19 protein-coding genes are annotated in these 16352 nt (G+C 70.3%); 10 read left to right on the forward strand and 9 right to left on the reverse strand.

Features of this window, described 5'->3' with window-relative positions:
• Window positions 1-30: 30 nt before the first annotated feature.
• A complete protein-coding gene (gene pdxT, locus ACFU8V_RS10945) occupies window positions 31-621 on the reverse strand; it encodes a pyridoxal 5'-phosphate synthase glutaminase subunit PdxT (RefSeq protein ID WP_378871017.1) in 591 nt (196 codons plus the stop codon).
• Window positions 611-1504, reverse strand: coding sequence for a pyridoxal 5'-phosphate synthase lyase subunit PdxS (gene pdxS / locus ACFU8V_RS10950; RefSeq protein ID WP_025103530.1), 894 nt, complete (start codon window positions 1502-1504; stop codon window positions 611-613). Before pdxS ends, pdxT begins: the two co-directional genes overlap by 11 nt.
• A gap of 89 nt (window positions 1505-1593) precedes the next feature.
• Between pdxS and ACFU8V_RS10955 the strand changes: the two genes are divergently transcribed.
• Together ACFU8V_RS10955 and pdxY are read left to right on the forward strand one after the other, a co-directional pair.
• Window positions 1594-2901 (forward strand): aminotransferase class I/II-fold pyridoxal phosphate-dependent enzyme, encoded by a 1308-nt coding sequence (locus ACFU8V_RS10955; protein WP_378871020.1) that lies wholly within the window; start codon window positions 1594-1596, stop codon window positions 2899-2901.
• Between the two features lie 46 nt (window positions 2902-2947).
• The gene (gene pdxY, locus ACFU8V_RS10960) at window positions 2948-3799 is read left to right on the forward strand and encodes a pyridoxal kinase PdxY (protein ID WP_312672433.1); all 852 of its coding nucleotides are present in this window, start codon (window positions 2948-2950) and stop codon (window positions 3797-3799) included.
• A gap of 210 nt (window positions 3800-4009) precedes the next feature.
• On the opposite strand, the gene ACFU8V_RS10965 is transcribed toward pdxY, so the two are convergent.
• From ACFU8V_RS10965 to ACFU8V_RS10975, 3 genes are all read right to left on the reverse strand, one after another.
• Window positions 4010-4564, reverse strand: a complete 555-nt coding sequence (locus ACFU8V_RS10965) for an HIT family protein (protein ID WP_378871023.1) — start codon at window positions 4562-4564, stop codon at window positions 4010-4012.
• Complete coding sequence (gene thrS / locus ACFU8V_RS10970; RefSeq protein ID WP_231729614.1) at window positions 4561-6513, reverse strand: threonine--tRNA ligase; 1953 nt, start codon at window positions 6511-6513, stop codon at window positions 4561-4563. The genes ACFU8V_RS10965 and thrS overlap by 4 nt, the downstream gene beginning before the upstream one ends.
• A 121-nt stretch (window positions 6514-6634) precedes the next feature.
• On the reverse strand, window positions 6635-6994 hold the full coding sequence (locus ACFU8V_RS10975) for a YnfA family protein (RefSeq protein WP_025103535.1): 360 nt from the start codon (window positions 6992-6994) through the stop codon (window positions 6635-6637).
• 50 nt (window positions 6995-7044) lie between these two features.
• Between ACFU8V_RS10975 and ACFU8V_RS10980 the strand changes: the two genes are divergently transcribed.
• The 6 genes from ACFU8V_RS10980 to ACFU8V_RS11005 all read left to right on the forward strand — a co-directional run bounded on the left by ACFU8V_RS10980 (window position 7045) and on the right by ACFU8V_RS11005 (window position 11952).
• Entirely contained in the window at window positions 7045-7422 is a 378-nt protein-coding gene (locus ACFU8V_RS10980; RefSeq protein WP_025103536.1) for a membrane protein, read from the forward strand.
• Window positions 7419-8768 (forward strand): cryptochrome/photolyase family protein, encoded by a 1350-nt coding sequence (locus ACFU8V_RS10985; protein WP_378871028.1) that lies wholly within the window; start codon window positions 7419-7421, stop codon window positions 8766-8768. Before ACFU8V_RS10980 ends, ACFU8V_RS10985 begins: the two co-directional genes overlap by 4 nt.
• Before the next feature lie 61 nt (window positions 8769-8829).
• Window positions 8830-9435, forward strand: a complete 606-nt coding sequence (locus ACFU8V_RS10990) for a hypothetical protein (RefSeq protein WP_378871031.1) — start codon at window positions 8830-8832, stop codon at window positions 9433-9435.
• Window positions 9436-9548: 113 nt separating this feature from the next.
• Window positions 9549-10169 carry a copper resistance protein CopC gene (locus tag ACFU8V_RS10995; protein WP_378871034.1) on the forward strand — a complete coding sequence of 207 codons (621 nt, stop codon included), beginning with the start codon at window positions 9549-9551 and terminating at the stop codon, window positions 10167-10169.
• A gap of 11 nt (window positions 10170-10180) precedes the next feature.
• The gene (locus ACFU8V_RS11000) at window positions 10181-10711 is read left to right on the forward strand and encodes a copper chaperone PCu(A)C (protein ID WP_378871037.1); all 531 of its coding nucleotides are present in this window, start codon (window positions 10181-10183) and stop codon (window positions 10709-10711) included.
• Window positions 10711-11952, forward strand: coding sequence for a Dyp-type peroxidase (locus tag ACFU8V_RS11005; protein ID WP_378871040.1), 1242 nt, complete (start codon window positions 10711-10713; stop codon window positions 11950-11952). Before ACFU8V_RS11000 ends, ACFU8V_RS11005 begins: the two co-directional genes overlap by 1 nt.
• 9 nt (window positions 11953-11961) lie before the next feature.
• Here the strand turns inward: ACFU8V_RS11005 and ACFU8V_RS11010 are convergent, their stop codons facing one another.
• Together ACFU8V_RS11010 and ACFU8V_RS11015 are read right to left on the reverse strand one after the other, a co-directional pair.
• The gene (locus tag ACFU8V_RS11010) at window positions 11962-12714 is read right to left on the reverse strand and encodes an MBL fold metallo-hydrolase (RefSeq protein ID WP_378871043.1); all 753 of its coding nucleotides are present in this window, start codon (window positions 12712-12714) and stop codon (window positions 11962-11964) included.
• Complete coding sequence (locus ACFU8V_RS11015; protein WP_231729437.1) at window positions 12711-13205, reverse strand: DUF6098 family protein; 495 nt, start codon at window positions 13203-13205, stop codon at window positions 12711-12713. The genes ACFU8V_RS11010 and ACFU8V_RS11015 overlap by 4 nt, the downstream gene beginning before the upstream one ends.
• A gap of 188 nt (window positions 13206-13393) precedes the next feature.
• Here ACFU8V_RS11015 and ACFU8V_RS11020 point away from each other — a divergent pair, with 188 nt between their 5' ends.
• On the forward strand, window positions 13394-13867 hold the full coding sequence (locus tag ACFU8V_RS11020) for a DUF4383 domain-containing protein (protein WP_085607600.1): 474 nt from the start codon (window positions 13394-13396) through the stop codon (window positions 13865-13867).
• Between the two features lie 75 nt (window positions 13868-13942).
• Here the strand turns inward: ACFU8V_RS11020 and ACFU8V_RS11025 are convergent, their stop codons facing one another.
• Both ACFU8V_RS11025 and ACFU8V_RS11030 read right to left on the reverse strand, forming a co-directional pair.
• Window positions 13943-14272 carry a hypothetical protein gene (locus tag ACFU8V_RS11025; RefSeq protein WP_062634442.1) on the reverse strand — a complete coding sequence of 110 codons (330 nt, stop codon included), beginning with the start codon at window positions 14270-14272 and terminating at the stop codon, window positions 13943-13945.
• Between the two features lie 172 nt (window positions 14273-14444).
• Entirely contained in the window at window positions 14445-14765 is a 321-nt protein-coding gene (locus ACFU8V_RS11030; protein ID WP_025103546.1) for a hypothetical protein, read from the reverse strand.
• Window positions 14766-15146: 381 nt separating this feature from the next.
• Here ACFU8V_RS11030 and ACFU8V_RS11035 point away from each other — a divergent pair, with 381 nt between their 5' ends.
• Window positions 15147-16310, forward strand: coding sequence for a tyrosine-type recombinase/integrase (locus tag ACFU8V_RS11035; protein WP_378871048.1), 1164 nt, complete (start codon window positions 15147-15149; stop codon window positions 16308-16310).
• The last annotated feature ends 42 nt before the right edge of the window (window positions 16311-16352 follow it).

The raw sequence follows: 16352 nt of genomic DNA on the forward strand, positions 1-16352 counted from the left end.
CTCGCGCGCAGGCCTGAACCCACGACACCGTCAGCGGCGGGAGACCCGGTCGAGGAAGCGTCGGTGGAACCGCGTCTCGTTCGTGATCTCGGGGTGAAAGCTCAGCCCCAGCAGTCCGTCCTGCTCCACGGCGACCACACGGCCGTCCGGCAATGTCGCGAGCACCGAGGCCCGCGGCCCGACCGCTTCCACGACGGGTCCGCGGATGAAGGCCGCTGTCACCGGCTCGTCGAACGCGGGCACCGTCAGCTCCGCTTCGAAAGACTCGGCCTGCCGCCCGAACGCATTGCGCCGCACGACGGCATCGAGTCCACCGAAGCTCTCCTGCCCGTCGATCGCGTCGACGACCTCGTCGGCCAGCAGGATCAGCCCCGCGCAGGTGCCGAGAACCGGCATCCCGTCAGCGATCGCCTCGCGGATCGGCTGCTGCAACCCGAACAGTCGGGCGAGCTTGTCGATCACGGTTGATTCGCCACCGGGGATCACGAGACCGTCGACGCGCGCGAGCTCCTCGGGCCGACGGACCAGGGTGACGTCGGCGCCGAGCACTTCCAGGAGCGCGGCGTGCTCCCGCACATCCCCCTGCAGGGCGAGGACGCCGACGCGCGGGCTACCAGCCACGCTCGGCGAGGCGATGCGGCGCAGGCAGGTCGCTCACGTTGATGCCGACCATCGCCTCGCCCAGCCCGCGGGAGACCTCGGCGATCACCTTCGGGTCGTCGAAGAACGTGGTGGCCTTGACGATGGCCTTCGCCCGCTCCGCGGGGTTGCCGGACTTGAAGATGCCGGAGCCGACGAAGACGCCGTCGGCGCCGAGCTGCATCATCATCGCCGCGTCGGCCGGGGTCGCGACGCCACCGGCGACGAAGAGCACCACGGGGAGCTTCCCGGTCTCGGCGATCTCCGCGACGAGCTCGTACGGTGCCTGCAGCTCCTTCGCGGCGACGAACAGCTCATCCTTCGGCAGCGCGGTCAGCGCCGCGATCTCTCCCCGGATCTTCCGGATGTGCTTCATCGCCTCGGAGACGTCACCCGTGCCGGCCTCACCCTTGGAGCGGATCATCGCGGCGCCCTCGTTGATGCGGCGCAGCGCCTCCCCCAGGTTCGTGGCGCCGCAGACGAACGGCACGGTGAAGCCGAACTTGTCGATGTGGTTCACGTAGTCGGCGGGCGAGAGCACCTCGGACTCGTCGATGTAGTCGACGCCGAGCTCCTGCAGCACCTGCGCCTCGACGAAGTGCCCGATCCGCGCCTTCGCCATGACGGGGATGGACACCGCGTCGATGATGCTGTCGATCATGTCCGGGTCACTCATCCGCGAGACCCCGCCCTGCGCACGGATATCCGCGGGGACGCGCTCCAGCGCCATCACGGCGACGGCACCGGCGTCTTCGGCGATCTTCGCCTGCTCGGCGGTGACGACGTCCATGATGACGCCGCCCTTGAGCATCTCGGCGAGACCGCGCTTCACGCGTGCGGATCCGGTGGTGGGCTGCTCGGTCATGGGGGTCTCCTGTCGGATGATCCGAAATCGGTTTTGATCTAGATCAAAGGTAGCACTGTCCGATCCACCTAGAATCTCGGAGGAGGATCATGAGCGAGCAGATCAGGGGAACCACCGCGGCGGAGATCGCGGACAGCGTGCGCGCCCTCCGGGATCGCGGCACGCTCCGTCCCGGCGAGGTCCTCCCTCCCGTGCGCGAGCTCGCGGCGACGCTCGGCGTCAACCGCAACACCGCCGTCGCCGCCTATCGCCAGCTCGCCCAAGCGGGACTCGTGCACTCGCGCGGGCGCGCGGGCACGGTCGTCGCCGGCGTCGACGTCGTGCCGCAGGAGGGCTACGCGCCGGACACCGTGCTCCGCGACATCGGCACCGGCAACCCTGACCCGGCGCGCATCCCCGACCCGTCGCAGGCGCTCGGCACGATCGGTCGTCGTCCCGTGCTCTACGGGGAGCCGGTGATCGACCGCGGTCTCGAAGCGTGGGCGCGGGAGTGGATGGGCGCCGACCTCCCCGGTCACGACTTCCGGGTCACCGTGACCAGCGGTGCGGTGGATGCCGTGGAACGTCTGCTCGCGCAGGCGCTCATGCGTGACGACGCCGTGGCGCTCGAGGACCCCTGCTTCCTCGCGAGCATCCACACCGTGCGGCTGGGCGGATACCGGGCCATCACGGTGCCGGTGGACGAGGAGGGGATGACCGTCGACGGTCTCCGCGCCGCTCTGGACGCGGGCGTCCGCGCCGTCATCTGCACCCCGCGCGCGCAGAATCCGACGGGGGTGAGCCTCTCCCCCGCCCGCGCCGAGGCGCTGCGGGGCGTGCTCGCCGACCACCCCTATGTGCTCGTCATCGAGGACGACCACTTCTCTCTGCTCTCCCAGCGTCCCTACGAATCGCTGATCGGACCCGAGCACCGGCGATTCGCCCTGGTCCGCTCGGTGTCGAAGTTCCTCGGCCCTGACATGTGCCTCGCGCTCGCGGCGACCGACCCGGAGACGGCGGAGCGCCTCGCGATGCGGCTCAGCCCCGGTACCACGTGGGTCAGTCACCTGCTGCAGCGCCTCACACTCGCCCAGCTCACCGACCCCGACGTCCTCGAGGAGATCGCGGAGGCGGGCCGGCATTACGCCGCGCGGAACGCCGCGTTCGCGGGACGCCTGCGCGCGGAGGGGATCGACGCGCCCGACCCGGACGGCCTGAGCCTGTGGGTCGGATTCGAGAAGCCCGCGCGCACCGTCGCCGACCACCTCATGCGGCGCGGCTGGCTCGCGCGCACCGGTGACGACTTCGCGCTCGACGAGCGCGCCGAGCCCTCGCATCACCTCCGACTCACCGTGCACGACCTCTCCGAGGACGACACGGAGACCCTCATCGCCGACCTCGTCGCCGCCGGACGATGACCACCCGACGCGGGCACCGCCCCGCCCAGAATGAAAGGGACCGGGTATGAAGATCCTGTCCATCCAGTCCGCCGTCGCGTACGGTCACGTCGGCAACTCCGCCGCCGTCTTCCCGCTGCAGCGCATCGGCGTCGAGGTGCTGCCGGTCTACACCGTGACGTTCTCGAACCACACCGGCTACGGCGCCTGGCGCGGCCCGCTGATCGACCCGGCCGACGTCGGCGAGGTCATCACCGGCATCGAGGAACGCGGCGTGTTCGGTTCCATCGACGCCGTGCTCAGCGGCTACCAGGGCAGCGAGGGCATCGGCGACGTCATCATCGACGCGGTCTCCCGGGTGAAGGCGGCCAACCCGGAGGCGTTGTACGCATGCGACCCGGTCATGGGCAACGCCAAGTCCGGCTGCTTCGTGGCTCCGGCCATCCCGATCCTGCTCCGCGAACGCGTGGTTCCCGTGGCCGACATCATCACGCCGAACCAGTTCGAGCTCGGCTTCCTCACCGAGACCGAGCCGGACACGCTCGAGTCCACCCTCGCCTCGGTCGACCTCGCGCGGGCGATGGGGCCGCGCACGGTGCTCGTCACGAGCGTCGAGCGGCCCGACCGCGAAGAGGGCACGATCGAGATGCTCGCCGTCGACGACGCGGGCGCCTGGCTCGTGCAGACCCCGCACCTGCCGATGAAGGCCAACGGCTCCGGAGACGTGACGGCCGCGCTGTTCACCGCGCACTACGTCGCCACCGGCAGCGCGCAGACCGCTCTGGAGCGCACCGCCTCGAGCGTCTACGACCTGCTCCAGGCCACGCTCGACTCGGGCGAGCGCGAGCTGCAGCTCGTCGAGGCGCAGGAGTTCTACGCGAACCCGCGGATGCAGTTCACCGCCCGCCAGGTGCGCTGACTCCTCCCCGACGCTGGGTCCCTGAGCGGGCCCGCCCTGGGTCCCTGAGCCTGTCGAAGGGCCTGAGCCTGTCGAAGGTGGGTCCCTGAGCCTGTCGAAGGTGGGTCCCTGAGCCTGTCGAAGGTGGGTCCCTGAGCCGGTCGAAGGGCCGGGTCACGACGCTTCGACAGGCTCAGCGACCCAGAGGCGGCTCAGCGGCCCAGAGGCGGCTCAACGATCGGCGGCGGGCCAGGCCTCCGCGACGGCCTCCCGCACCTCACCGAGGAGCTGCGGGAGCGCCTTCGTCTTGGCGATGATCGGGAAGAAGTTCGCATCCGAGCGCCACCGCGGCACGATGTGCTGATGCAGATGCGCGTCCACGCCCGCTCCGGCCACCGCTCCCTGATTCATCCCGAGGTTGAAGCCGTCGCAGCCGGAGACCTCGCGGAGCACGCGCATCGCCGTCTGCGTGAGCGCTCCGATCTCCGCGACCTCCTCGGGCGTCGCCTGGTCGTAGGTGGCGATGTGCCGGTACGGGCACACGAGCAGGTGTCCCGAGTTGTACGGGAACAGGTTCAGCAGCACGTAGGCGGTCTCCCCACGCGCCACGATGAGCCGCTCCGCATCCGGGTACTTCGGCGCCTCGCAGAACGGGCATTCCTCGCGCAGTGGTTCCGGCCCGGCCTGGATGTACGCCATCCGATGCGGGGTCCACAGCCGCTGGAACTCGTCGGGCACCCCGACGAGACGGGAGGCGTCCTCGAGGTCCGCCTCACCGCCCGTCATGCGAGGTCACCCGCCTTCAACACCAGCGCGTGCGAGGCGATGGCGGCGCTGATACGGCGCACCGCGTCGGCCACCGGCACGCCGTTCTCCTGCGTGCCGTCGCGGAAGCGGAACGACACCGTGCCGGCGGCGCGGTCCTGCTCCCCCACGATGAGGATGACCGGGACCTTCGCCGTGGTGTGATTCCGGATCTTCTTCTGCATGCGGTCGTCGGAGTGGTCGACGTCGGCCCGCACGCCCGCCGCGCGCAGCTGCGCGATGACGTCGTCCAGGTAGTCGCCGTACTGCTCGGCCACCGGCACACCCACCACCTGGCTCGGCGCGAGCCAGAGCGGGAAGTCGCCGGCGTAGTGCTCGAGGAGGATCGCGAAGAAGCGCTCGACGGAGCCGAGGAGCGCCCGGTGGATCATCACAGGCCGGTGCTTCTGCCCGTCGGGACCGGTGTACTCCAGCTCGAAGCGGTCGGGCTGGTTGAAGTCGAGCTGGATCGTCGACATCTGCCACGTGCGGCCGATGGCGTCGCGGGCCTGCACCGAGATCTTCGGGCCGTAGAAGGCGGCGCCGCCCGGGTCGGCCACGAGCTCGAGACCGGACTCGATCGCGACCTCGCGCAGCGTGTCGATCGCCGTCGACCACTGCTCGGGCTCGCCGAGGAACTTCGGGTTGCCCTCCTCGTTCGTCGAGAGCTCGAGGTAGAAGTCGTTGAGGCCGTAGTCGCGGAGCAGGTCGAGGACGAGGTTCAGGTTGGTGGTGAGCTCCTCCTTGACCTGGCCCTGGGCGACGTAGATGTGCGCGTCGTCCTGGGTCAGACCGCGCACGCGGGTCAGCCCTGACAGCGTTCCGCTCTTCTCATAGCGGTAGACCGTGCCGAACTCGGCCAGACGCAGCGGCAGCTCCCGGTAGGAGCGCCCGCGCGAACGGAAGATGAGGTTGTGGAACGGGCAGTTCATCGGCTTGAGGTAGTAGTCCTGGCCCTGGCGGGTGACGTTGCCCTCGTCGTCGACGACCTCGTCGAGGTGCATCGGGGGGAACATGCCGTCCGCGTAGGTCTGCAGGTGCCCCGACGTCATGAAGAGATCCTTCTTCGTGATGTGCGGGCTGTTGACGAGGTCGTAGCCGTTGCGCAGCAGGTGCTTGCGCAGGTTCTCCTCGATCTCGTAGCGGATGATGCCGCCCTTGGGATGGAAGACCGCCAGCCCCGAGCCGATCTCGTCCGGGAAGGAGAAGAGGTCCATCTCGGCGCCGAGCTTGCGGTGGTCGCGACGCTCGGCCTCGGCGATGCGCTCCTGGTAGGCGCGCAGCTCGTCCTTCGTCGGCCATGCGGTGCCGTAGATGCGCTGGAGCTGCGGGTTCTTCTCGCTCCCCCGCCAGTACGCGGCGGCGATGCGGGTGAGGTCCCAGCCGTTGCCGATCATGCGCGTGTTGGGCAGGTGCGGACCGCGGCAGAGGTCCTTCCAGACGACCTCGCCGTCACGGGTGGTGTTGTCGTAGATCGTGAGCTCGCCCTCGCCCACCTCGACGGAGGCCCCCTCGGCGATCTCGGCAGCACCCTGGGTCCCTGAGCCTGTCGAAGGACCCTTGAGTCCGATGAGCTCGAGCTTGAACGGCTCGTCCGCGAGCTCCGCACGAGCCTCCTCGTCCGTCACGACACGACGGACGAAGCGCTGGCCCTCGCGGACGATGCGCTGCATCTCCTTGGAGATCGCCTTGATGTCCTCCGGCGTGAACGGGGTGTCGACGCCGAAGTCGTAGTAGAAGCCGTCCGTGATGGGCGGACCGATGCCGAGGTTCGCCTGCGGGTTGATCCGCTGCACCGCCTGGGCCAGCACGTGCGCGGTCGAGTGACGCAGGATGTTCAGGCCGTCGGGGCTGTCGATCGTGACGGGCTCGACGTCGTCGGTCTCGGTGACCGTCGCGGCGAGGTCCTTGAGGACGCCGCCGACGCGCATGGCGACGACGTTTCGGTCAGAGAACAGGGCGAAGCCGTCGGTCGGCTGGGCGTTTTCAGGCACTGATCACTCCATCTGGGTCTGGATCTAGGCTACTCGTCCGCTCGCGGGTCGCCGACCGTCACGCGGCGGTCTCGGACAGCGGATCCGCGACCGTCGGCGCGAAGATGATGATCGCCGCCCCGGCCAGCGCCACCACGGAGCCGATCACGTCCCACGACGTGGGGCGGAATCCGTCGACGATGACGCCCCAGGCGAGGGAGCCGGCGATGAAGATCCCGCCGTACGCGGCCAGGACGCGGCCGAAGTTCGCATCCGGCTGGAGAGCCGCGATGAATCCGTAGGCGCCGAGCGCCATGACCCCGAGGACCGCGAACAACCAGCCCCTCTCCTCCTTCACCGCCTGCCAGATGAGCCAGGCGCCGCCGATCTCGGCGATGGCGGCGAGGAGGAAGAGGACGGTGATGCGCAGCACGGTCATCGCCTCAGTGTGGCAGGCACGGCGTCCGACGGGGACGGTAGCGTGGGCGCATGACACGGACGATCGCCCGCTGGCTCCTCGCTCTCGCCCTCGGCGCGATGGGCGTGCTGCACTTCACGCAGACACGCGGGTTCCGGGTCGTCGTGCCCGACTGGGCGACCCGCCTCACCCGGATGGACAAGGACGCGATCGTCCTGGCGTCCGGTGCGGCCGAGGTCGCGCTCGCGGCGGGGCTGGTGGCGCTGCCCCGCGAGCGCCGTCGGATGGGAGTGGCGACGGCCGGTTTCTTCGCCGCGGTCTTCCCCGGCAACTGGCATCAGTGGCGCACCGGGCGATCGACGCCGGGGCTCGACACGGACCGGCGGCGGTTCGGCCGCCTGTTCCTGCAGCCGCTGCTGGTCGCCTGGGCGCTGTGGGCGACCCGATGACGTCGCCCTCGATCGTCTGGTTCCGCGACGATCTCCGCCTGGCGGACAACCCCGCGCTGCGTGCCGCCGTCGAGCGCGACGAACCGATCATCGCGCTCTTCGTCCTCGACGAGGAGTCCCCCGGCATCCGTCCGCTGGGCGGCGCGGCGCGCTGGTGGCTGCACCATTCGCTGGCCTCGCTCGCCGAGCGGCTGCAGGAGAAGGGGGCGACGCTGGTGCTGCGGCACGGGCCCGCCGACCGGATCGTGCGGGAGCTGGTCGCCGAGTCGGGCGCCGGAGCGGTCTTCTGGAACCGCCGCTACGGGGCGGCCGGGCGCGAGATCGACGCGGGGCTGAAGGCGACGCTGCGCGACGACGGCCTCCAGGTCGCGTCTTTCGCGGGGTCGCTCCTGCACGAGCCGTGGACGGTCACCACCGGGAGCGGCACGCACTATTCCGTCTTCACGCCGTTCTGGCGGGCCTGTCTGGCCCTTCCGGCCCCGCGCGCTCCGCTCCCCGAGCCCCGCGAGCTTCGCGGCGCCGGCCGGCGGCTCCGCTCCGATCCGCTCGACGACTGGGGCCTGCTGCCGACCGCCCCGGACTGGGCGGGCGGACTCCGCGAGACGTGGGAGCCCGGCGAGCCCGCCGCACGCCGCCGGCTGCGGCACTTTCTCGGCGAGGACCTCCGCACGTACGATCGCGCTCGCGACGCCCCGGCCGCCGGTGCCACCTCCCGGCTGTCTCCGCGACTGCGCTGGGGCGAGCTCAGCCCCTTCACCGTGTGGCACGAGGCGATCGACGTCGACGGGGCCGGCGGATTCCTCTCGGAGATCGGCTGGCGCGAGTTCGCCTGGCACACGCTGTTCCACTTCCCGGATCTCGCGACGAAGAACCTGCGGCGCGAGTTCGACGCGTTCCCGTGGCCTCCTCTGGACCCCGCACGCCTGGAGCGGTGGCAGCACGGCGAAACCGGAGTCCCCCTCGTCGACGCGGGCATGCGCGAGCTCTGGCACACCGGGCACATGCACAACCGGGTGCGGATGGTCACGGCATCGTTCCTCGTCAAGAACCTCCTCATCGACTGGCGCCTCGGCGAGGAGTGGTTCTGGGACACGCTGGTGGACGCCGACGACGCGAGCAACCCGTTCAACTGGCAGTGGGTCGCGGGTTCCGGCGCCGACGCCGCCCCGTACTTCCGCGTGTTCAACCCGGAGTTGCAGGCCAAGAAGTTCGACGGCGAGGGGCAGTACGTGGGGCGCTGGGCCGCAGACGCCCCCACCGAGCCGATCGTCGACCTCGGCGAGACCCGCAAGGCAGCGCTCGCGGCCTACGACGTCGTGAAGCGCTCCGGAGCACCGCGGAGCTGACGCCCGGCTCACGCCCGGCTCATGCCCGCGGCGACCGCCGCCGCATGGCAGACTGGTGCCCGTGAGCCCGTCCCGCAAGCCCGCCGTCGTGCGGGGCTTCGCGACCTCGTCGCTCGCGATCTTCGTCGCTCTCGCCGGTCACGTGAGCGGCGGCGGAGAGATGCCGGGCCCTCTGGGCATCCTCGTGCCCTGGCTGTTCGCCTTCATGGTCAGCGTGCTCCTCGCCGGACGGACGCTCTCCCTCACCCGTCTCACCCTCTCGGTGGCTGTGAGCCAGTTCCTCTTCCACGTGCTCTTCGTGCTCGGCACGGTCAGCGCGTCCGGCGTGGCTCTCCGTCACGTGCACGGCGCTCCGCTCGTGCTCCCCGCGGCCGAGGGCACGGCCGTCGTCGCGACCGCCGACGCCTCGATGTGGCTCGGGCACGCCCTCGCCGCCCTCCTCACCGTGACGGCGCTCCACCGCGGGGAGCGGCTGCTCCTCACCCTGCGCGCTCTCGCCGTCCGACTGGTCCGCTGGGTGCGTCGGCGTGCGGACGCGACGCTCGCCCCGCGCGCCGCTGCTTCTCCGTTCCGCCTCGCCGGGCTCTTCCTCGTGCCGGCGGGCCGCGGTCTGCGCCTCCTCACTCCGCTTCACGGGCGCGCCCCGCCCTCTCTCCCCGCGCTCTGATCCGCGCCCGCGGCCTCCCGCCGTGCGGTGCGTCCTCGCGCCGTCCCCGGTGACGCGCGCGTCCGAACGCAGGTACCCGCGTCGCTCGGCGACGTCTGAAGAGAGGCTCTTCCATGTCCCCTGTCCGCAGATTCGCGGCCGGGGCGGTGCTGGCGGCTGTCGCGATCCTCGCGACGGCAGCGCCGGCGACCGCCCATGACCAACTCATCGAGAGCAGCCCCGCCGACGGGGAACGGCTCGACACCGCGCCCGTCAGCATCACGATGACGTTCTCGGGCGAGCTCCTCGTCCTCGACGAGTCGACCGCCGGGGCCGTCATCCTCGTCGTCGACGCGGAGGGCGAGGACTGGGCGACGGGCGAGGTGGAGGTGCGCGGACGGAACGTCACCGCCGCCCTCCTGCCCGACATGCCCGACGGCGGGTACCAGGTGCGCTGGCAGGTCGTCTCCGAGGACGGGCACCCGATCGCGGGGGTCATCCCCTTCGCCGTCGGAGACGCCGTTCCGCTGGAGTCGACAGGGAACCCGGAGCCGACCGCGTCCGCCACGGGCGGGTCGTCGACCGCATCGGATCAGAACGCAGACGAGACGGGCGGCCCGGTCCGGGTCCTGCTCGTCGGCGGGGCGGGAGCGGCACTCGCCGTCGCCGCCTTCGCCGTCCTCCTCATCCTCCGTCGCCGTCGCGCGGCCGCTGTGGCGCCGGAATCCGGCGAAGACACGGCAGAGAACTCCTGAAAGGCATCATCATGAACACTCGCACCTCCCTCCCCCGCCTCGGCGCGGCGATCGTCCTCTCGCTCGTCGCGCTCACCGGGTGCACCGCGCCCATAGCCGAGACACCGACCAGCGCCCCCGCCGGTGACGATCTCCGGATCGACGACGCCTGGGTCAAGGCCGCCGACGACGGCATGTCCGCGGCTTTCGGCGTGCTCGTCAACGAGGGCGAGGAGGACGTGACGGTGACATCGGTCACCTCCGCCGCCTCGCCGATGATCGAGCTGCACGAGACCGTGGAGAACGAGGCCGGGGAGATGGTCATGCGGGAGATCGCCGGGGGCTTCGTCGTCCCCGCCGGCGGCAGCCTCGCCCTCGAGCCCGGGGGGAATCACATCATGATGATGGACCTCTCCGAGCCTCTGGAAGCCGGTGACGAGGTCGCTTTCACCGTCACCCTGTCGGACGACTCCACGTTCGAGTTCGCCGCGCCGGTGAAGGACTACTCCGGCGCGAACGAGAACTACGACGGCGCCGACGACCACGAGGGCATGGACCACTGATGGCCGCGCGCGTCTCGGGCGCGCGCGTCTCGGGCGCGCGCACCGGCCGCACCGGCTCGACCCGGCGGCAGTTCCTCCTCGGAGGGGCTGTCGCCGGTGTCGGCGCCGCCGTCGCGGTCGGGGCCGACCTCGCCCTCACGCGAGCGGACCCGGAGGCTCCCGCGGCCCACGCACCGCTCAACGGCTCCCTCACCGTTCCGTTCCACGGTGTCCATCAGGCCGGGATCGACACCCCTGCCCAGGCGCACGGCTCGTTCGTGGCGCTCGACCTCCGGCCGGAGGTCGACCGCGACGGACTCCGCCGGCTCCTGCGTATCCTCACGGACGACGCGGCGCGGCTCACCCAGGGACGATCGGCGCTCGCGGACTCGGAGCCGGAGCTCGCACTCGCCCCGGCCCGGTTGACCGTCACGTTCGGCTTCGGCCCGACTCTCGTGGCACGGGCCGGCAACAGCAGTCCGTCCTGGCTCGCTCCGCTGCCCGCCTTCCGCGTGGACCGCCTGCAGCCGGAGTTCTCGGATGGGGACCTGCTCCTCCAGCTCGCCGCCGACGACCCTCTGACCATCGCGCACGCGCAGCGCATGCTCCTGAAGGACGCGCGCGGCTTCGCGACCGTGCGATGGATCCAGCAGGGCTTCCGCCGGGCACACGGCACAGAGCGACCGGGCACGACCATGCGCAATCTCTTCGGCCAGGTCGACGGCACGAGCAATCCGCAGCCGGGGACGGACGACTTCGACCGGGTGGTCTGGAGTGAGGACGGCTGGCTGGCCGGCGGCACGGGCATGGTCCTCCGCCGCATCCGCATGGACCTCGACGCCTGGGACCGCCTGGATCGCGGAGGCCGCGAGGCCTCGGTGGGGCGGACGCTCCGCGACGGTGCGCCGCTCACGGGGACGTCGGAGTTCGACGAGCCGGACTTCGACGCGACCACGGCCATCGGGTTCCCCGTCATCCCGGCGTTCGCGCACATCCGGCGCGCTCGCGGGGACGGGACGGAGCGCATCTTCCGACGGGCGTACAACTACGACGAGCGCCCGGCCGGAGGCGGCGTCTCCGAATCCGGGCTGCTCTTCGCCGCGTTCCAGGCCGACGTCGCGCGGCAGTTCGTCCCGATGCAGCAACGGCTCGACGAGCTCGACCTGCTCAACGAGTGGACGGTCCCGATCGGATCCGCCGTGTTCGCGGTGCCCCCGGGGTGCGCGGAGGGCGGCTACATCGGGGAGACGCTGCTCGACTGAGGTGCGGGGTCAGTGGGGTCCGCGTCGCCGGGCGGCGGCGACCGCGGGCCCCACACCGTCCAGGAGGGGCTCTCCGTGGCCCGTCAGGACGACCCGCGCGCTCGTGCGCGCCAGGGTGTCCAGCGACTCCATCGCCTCCGTGGTGTCGGCCGTGGCCGCCCTGGCGACGATCTGAGGCCCCGTTTCGCCGGTGTACGGGTCGAGCGTCACGAGGGCGTCGCCGGCGATGAGCACCCCGGACTCCTCGAACAGGTATGCGCAGTGCCCTTCCGTGTGCCCGGGAGTCCACAGCGCGATCGGGGTCCCAGGGGCGTCGATCGGATGCTCGTGCCTCACGCGCGGCTGCGCCTCGACGCCGCGGACGTTCAGGGCTCCGGCGAGTGCCATCCGGGTGATCGTCGGGATCCCCCGCGGATGGGTGAGCACGTAGGGGACGCGCGGTGAGGCCGGACGGTAGCTGTACGGGTGACGGGCCAGCTGTGCGTCGCGAGGGTGGACGAACACGGAGACCCCCTCCTCGTGCAGCCGGCACGCGACACCGACGTGGTCGAAGTGCCCGTGCGTCAGGACGACCGCATCGATGTCGGACTCCGTCGCCCCGAGGTGGCCGAGCAGGTCGCGCAGCACGCCCCGGCTGCGCGGCAGTCCCGCATCGAACAGCGTCAGCCCGTCCGCGGTCTGCACGAGGTAGCAGTTGACGTCCGCCACGCTGATGCCGAAGAAGCCGGGAACGACCTCCGTCCACCGCCGCCCTCTGCTCATCCCCGGTCCTCCTCGTCGTCGGCGGGCCCGCGCCCCGCATCGAAGTTGCGCTCGTACCGCTCCCTGGCCTCGAGCAGCACGTGTGCGCCGATCACGGCGATCGGCTCCACGTCCGTCAGCAGCGGCTCGCAGTCCGGGCCGCGGCCGCAGTGCTCGCCCCGGAGGACCCAGGCGATGCGCTGCGGATCCTGCTCGGCGAGGTGCCGGTACTGGCAGAGTTGGCGCGCCAGCCAGTCCTCCAGGGGACGCGTCCACCACCGCTCGGCGTCGAGAGGATTGACGGAGAGCCCGGGGAGCTCCAGTCCGCTCTCGGTGTCGACGCTGGAGCGGCGGGCATCCGCGTCCGGTCCCTCGGAGTAGCGGACATGCAGACCGGGGCATGCGCGGACGACCGCGGCCAGCTGCGCCAGGTGGTCGATGCGTCGCAGCCCGGTCGCAGCGTCGCGATCGGTCGAGGTGCCGCAGGTGCGGTCGAGAGCGGCGTCGGTCATGGGCTGAGCGTAAGAAGCGGCCGTGACGACGCCGAGGGGGATTGACAATCCGGGCTTCGAGCGCATCATCGCCGGAGCGCTCGCGGACGCGCGAGAAATTAGCGCGCCGCTTCCGCCGCGTCAATGCCCTCTCAGCCCGCACCCAGGGGTTCTACCTTCGGGCAACCGCACCCACCTTGGAGGGGATCATGAGCGACACCACCCGCACCACCCGCTACGCCGAGACACCGATCCAGAAGACGGCGCTGATCGTCGGCATCGTCTTCCTCATCGTCGGCATCGCCGGCTTCATCCCGGGCCTGACCCACTCGGCCGAACACCTGCACGGTGCCGGAGCAGCATCGGAGGCCTTGCTCCTCGGCCTCTTCCAGGTCTCGGTCCTGCACAACGTCGTGCACCTCCTGTTCGCCGTCGCGGGCATCGCGCTCGCCGCCTCGCCGCGCGCCTCCCGCCTCTACCTCATCATCGGCGGGCTCGCATACCTCGTCGTCTGGCTGTACGGCCTGATCGCGGTCGGCAACGAGCAGCTGAACTTCCTGCCGGTGAACAACGCCGACAACTGGCTCCACCTCGGTCTCGCGATCGGCATGGTGCTGCTGGGCATCTTCGTCAGTCGAGAGCCGCGCGTCCCGCGGAACGGCGCAGGCGCCGCGCGCGTCTGACGCTCGGTGCACCACGTCGGGACGCCTCCTCCTCGCCTCGCGGAGGGGGCGTCCCGGCTGTCATCGTCCCGTGCCCTACGACAGGTCCAGGTTGCCTGTGACGGCGCTCCCGGCGGGCTCCGGCACGAGATACAGACCACCGGGCGAGTTCGCCGTGTACGCCAGCGCGTCGACCCAGGCGCGGTTGATCTCCGGCTGGCGGCTGCCGACGTACTTGAACACCATAGAACTCCCGGCGTGGAGCCAGACGGTGATCCGTCCGCCCCCGACGCTGGCGTCCTCCTTCCAGGTGTACGGGAAGGGCTCGCCCCGCCGCAGCTTCGCGGTCATCACCAGCTGCAGATGCCGCAGCGCGCGGTCCTCGACCTCGACCTTGGTGCTTCCGTCGTAGATGAATCTGCCCATGTCCGCCCTTCCTGAGATGATCGCCACGAGGTCTCGTCCCACGGAGGTGCGATCGTCGATCGCCGGTGGTGATGTCCGTCCACCCTGTCACCGGCACCGCACCCGGGAAGACGAAGACACCGTTGTGCGGACAGGAAACGAACAGTTCGTGCGAGCGGTGTCCATTCCCCGGTCACCCCTCCGCCGGCTGCACGGCATTCCCCCAGACCCAGCAGCGGTAGGTGCGCTCGCCGGCACGGAACTCTATGCCCGCCGCGAGCGGAGTGGAGCGGACGACCTTGGCCTCCACGCGGATCGCCTCCGGGCCGAACCGCACCCACGCCCGCACCCGCCGCTGGAGCGCGTGCGGATAGACGGTGACGGCGGACTCGCGCAAGGCGAGCTCGCGATCGGACAGGGACTGCAGGGGGCCGCGGCGTGCGGCGGCCTCGATGGCCTGATGCTGCGACCGCATGTCGTTGTACGCGGAGAGCGCGCGACCCGAGTTCCCCACACCGGCTCCTTCCTCCGGCCTCTTCCAGGATACCGATATTCGAACACATCTTCGAACTTGATCCCGAGGGCGCAGACACGCAGATTCGCACCGAGGTCGCAGGGCTCCGCCGTGAGGCTGCGACCTCGCGCGGATCTGCGACGCCGCGAGAGGGGAGGATGCCCCGCGGGCAAGAAAAAACCCCCGGCAGAACCGGGGGTTTCAGGTGGTGCGCGATACTGGGATCGAAACAGTATCCGCGATACTGGGCACAACCGCATGATGACGTGAGTATCGCCCGATCTGATGCGGATTTCCGCGAACGGTGTTAAGGTCACTGGAAGACAGTAAGGGACACGACGGGACACAAGATATTGCCCGTTGTTGCCCGGAAAGGCAGCCATGGTTCCCAAGAAGCGCAAGCGTCGCGAGTCGTTCGGCGCGATCAGGCAGCGCCCCTCCGGTCGGTATCAGGCCTCGTACGTGGGACCCGACGGCCAGCGTCACAACGCTCCGCAGACGTTCGATGGCATCACGGACGCCCGGGGGTGGCTAGCCGTTCAGCAGGCTCGGATACTCGACGGAACATGGTCTGAGTTTGAGACGGTGCGCGCAGAGCAGGCGGGCAAGGGCCGCGGCACCACATTTGCTGAGTACGCCGAGGATTGGGTTGCGACCCGCACCAACAGGAACGGTGAACACCTGCGCCCGCGGACTGCAGCCGAATACCGGCGGCTCCTAACCGGTGCCCTCTCCCCCTTCGCAGGTTCCCGCCTGTCCGCGATCACGCCCGACCAGGTGCGCGCCTGGTACTCCTCGCTCATCGCGTCGGGAACGAAAACACAAGCCGCGCGAGCGTACGAGCTCCTCAAGGCGATCCTCACCACCGCTGTCGCCGATGGCCGGATCAAGACGAATCCGTGTCAGATTCGCGGCGCTGCGTCTGCCTCGACAGGGAAGAAAGTCGAGCCGCCTAGTGCCTCCGAACTACAAACCATCGTGGACGCGATCACCCCAAAATTCCGTGCAGCTGTCATCCTGGCGGCGTGGGCTGGCCTGCGCTACGGCGAACTCACGGAGCTTAGGCGGCGTGACATCGATCTACTCGATGGAGACGAGGGTGCCAGATCAATCGTCGTCAACGTGTCGCGTGCAGTTGCCCACGTACCCGGCCAAGGATTCGTGGTTGGGCGCACCAAATCGGAAGCCGGCGTGCGGACCATCGTCCTTCCACCACACGTCAACGAGATCGTCGAAACCCATCTGGAAGAACACGTTGGACGGTCCGCCGACAGCCTGCTGTTCCCATCCGCGGACGGCAGCGGGCACCTCGCCCAGTCAGCCTTCTATAAGCACTGGGACCCGGCGCGCAAAGCAGCCGGCCGAGGCGACATGCCCTGGCATGCACTGCGGCACTACGGGGCGACCAGAGCCGCCCTCGCAGGCGCCACCCTCAAGGAGCTGCAAGCGCGTCTGGGGCACTCGACCGTGGCGGCCGCGATGCGCTACCAGCACACCGCAGGCAGGGACGAAGAACTCGCGAGGCGCATGAGCGAACTCGCATAATTCGTGGCGGCACCCGTCGCCATACGAAAAGCCCCCGTCGAG

The organism is Microbacterium sp. NPDC057658 (assembly GCF_042799975.1).
Taxonomy (GTDB): Bacteria; Actinomycetota; Actinomycetes; order Actinomycetales; family Microbacteriaceae; genus Microbacterium.

Coding starts and splice junctions, on each gene's coding strand:
- ACFU8V_RS10995 (WP_378871034.1), top strand. CDS start 9,549: ATGTCCCCTGTCCGCAGATTCGCGGCCGGGGCGGTGCTGGCGGCTGTC.
- ACFU8V_RS11010 (WP_378871043.1), bottom strand. CDS start 12,714: ATGAGCAGAGGGCGGCGGTGGACGGAGGTCGTTCCCGGCTTCTTCGGC.
- ACFU8V_RS10965 (WP_378871023.1), bottom strand. CDS start 4,564: ATGACGGGCGGTGAGGCGGACCTCGAGGACGCCTCCCGTCTCGTCGGG.
- ACFU8V_RS11005 (WP_378871040.1), top strand. CDS start 10,711: ATGGCCGCGCGCGTCTCGGGCGCGCGCGTCTCGGGCGCGCGCACCGGC.
- pdxS (WP_025103530.1), bottom strand. CDS start 1,504: ATGACCGAGCAGCCCACCACCGGATCCGCACGCGTGAAGCGCGGTCTC.
- thrS (WP_231729614.1), bottom strand. CDS start 6,513: ATGCGCGTCGGCGGCGTCCTCAAGGACCTCGCCGCGACGGTCACCGAG.
- ACFU8V_RS10955 (WP_378871020.1), top strand. CDS start 1,594: ATGAGCGAGCAGATCAGGGGAACCACCGCGGCGGAGATCGCGGACAGC.
- ACFU8V_RS11025 (WP_062634442.1), bottom strand. CDS start 14,272: ATGGGCAGATTCATCTACGACGGAAGCACCAAGGTCGAGGTCGAGGAC.
- ACFU8V_RS11000 (WP_378871037.1), top strand. CDS start 10,181: ATGAACACTCGCACCTCCCTCCCCCGCCTCGGCGCGGCGATCGTCCTC.
- ACFU8V_RS10975 (WP_025103535.1), bottom strand. CDS start 6,994: ATGACCGTGCTGCGCATCACCGTCCTCTTCCTCCTCGCCGCCATCGCC.
- ACFU8V_RS10985 (WP_378871028.1), top strand. CDS start 7,419: ATGACGTCGCCCTCGATCGTCTGGTTCCGCGACGATCTCCGCCTGGCG.
- ACFU8V_RS11020 (WP_085607600.1), top strand. CDS start 13,394: ATGAGCGACACCACCCGCACCACCCGCTACGCCGAGACACCGATCCAG.
- ACFU8V_RS10980 (WP_025103536.1), top strand. CDS start 7,045: ATGACACGGACGATCGCCCGCTGGCTCCTCGCTCTCGCCCTCGGCGCG.
- pdxY (WP_312672433.1), top strand. CDS start 2,948: ATGAAGATCCTGTCCATCCAGTCCGCCGTCGCGTACGGTCACGTCGGC.
- ACFU8V_RS11035 (WP_378871048.1), top strand. CDS start 15,147: ATGGTTCCCAAGAAGCGCAAGCGTCGCGAGTCGTTCGGCGCGATCAGG.
- ACFU8V_RS11015 (WP_231729437.1), bottom strand. CDS start 13,205: ATGACCGACGCCGCTCTCGACCGCACCTGCGGCACCTCGACCGATCGC.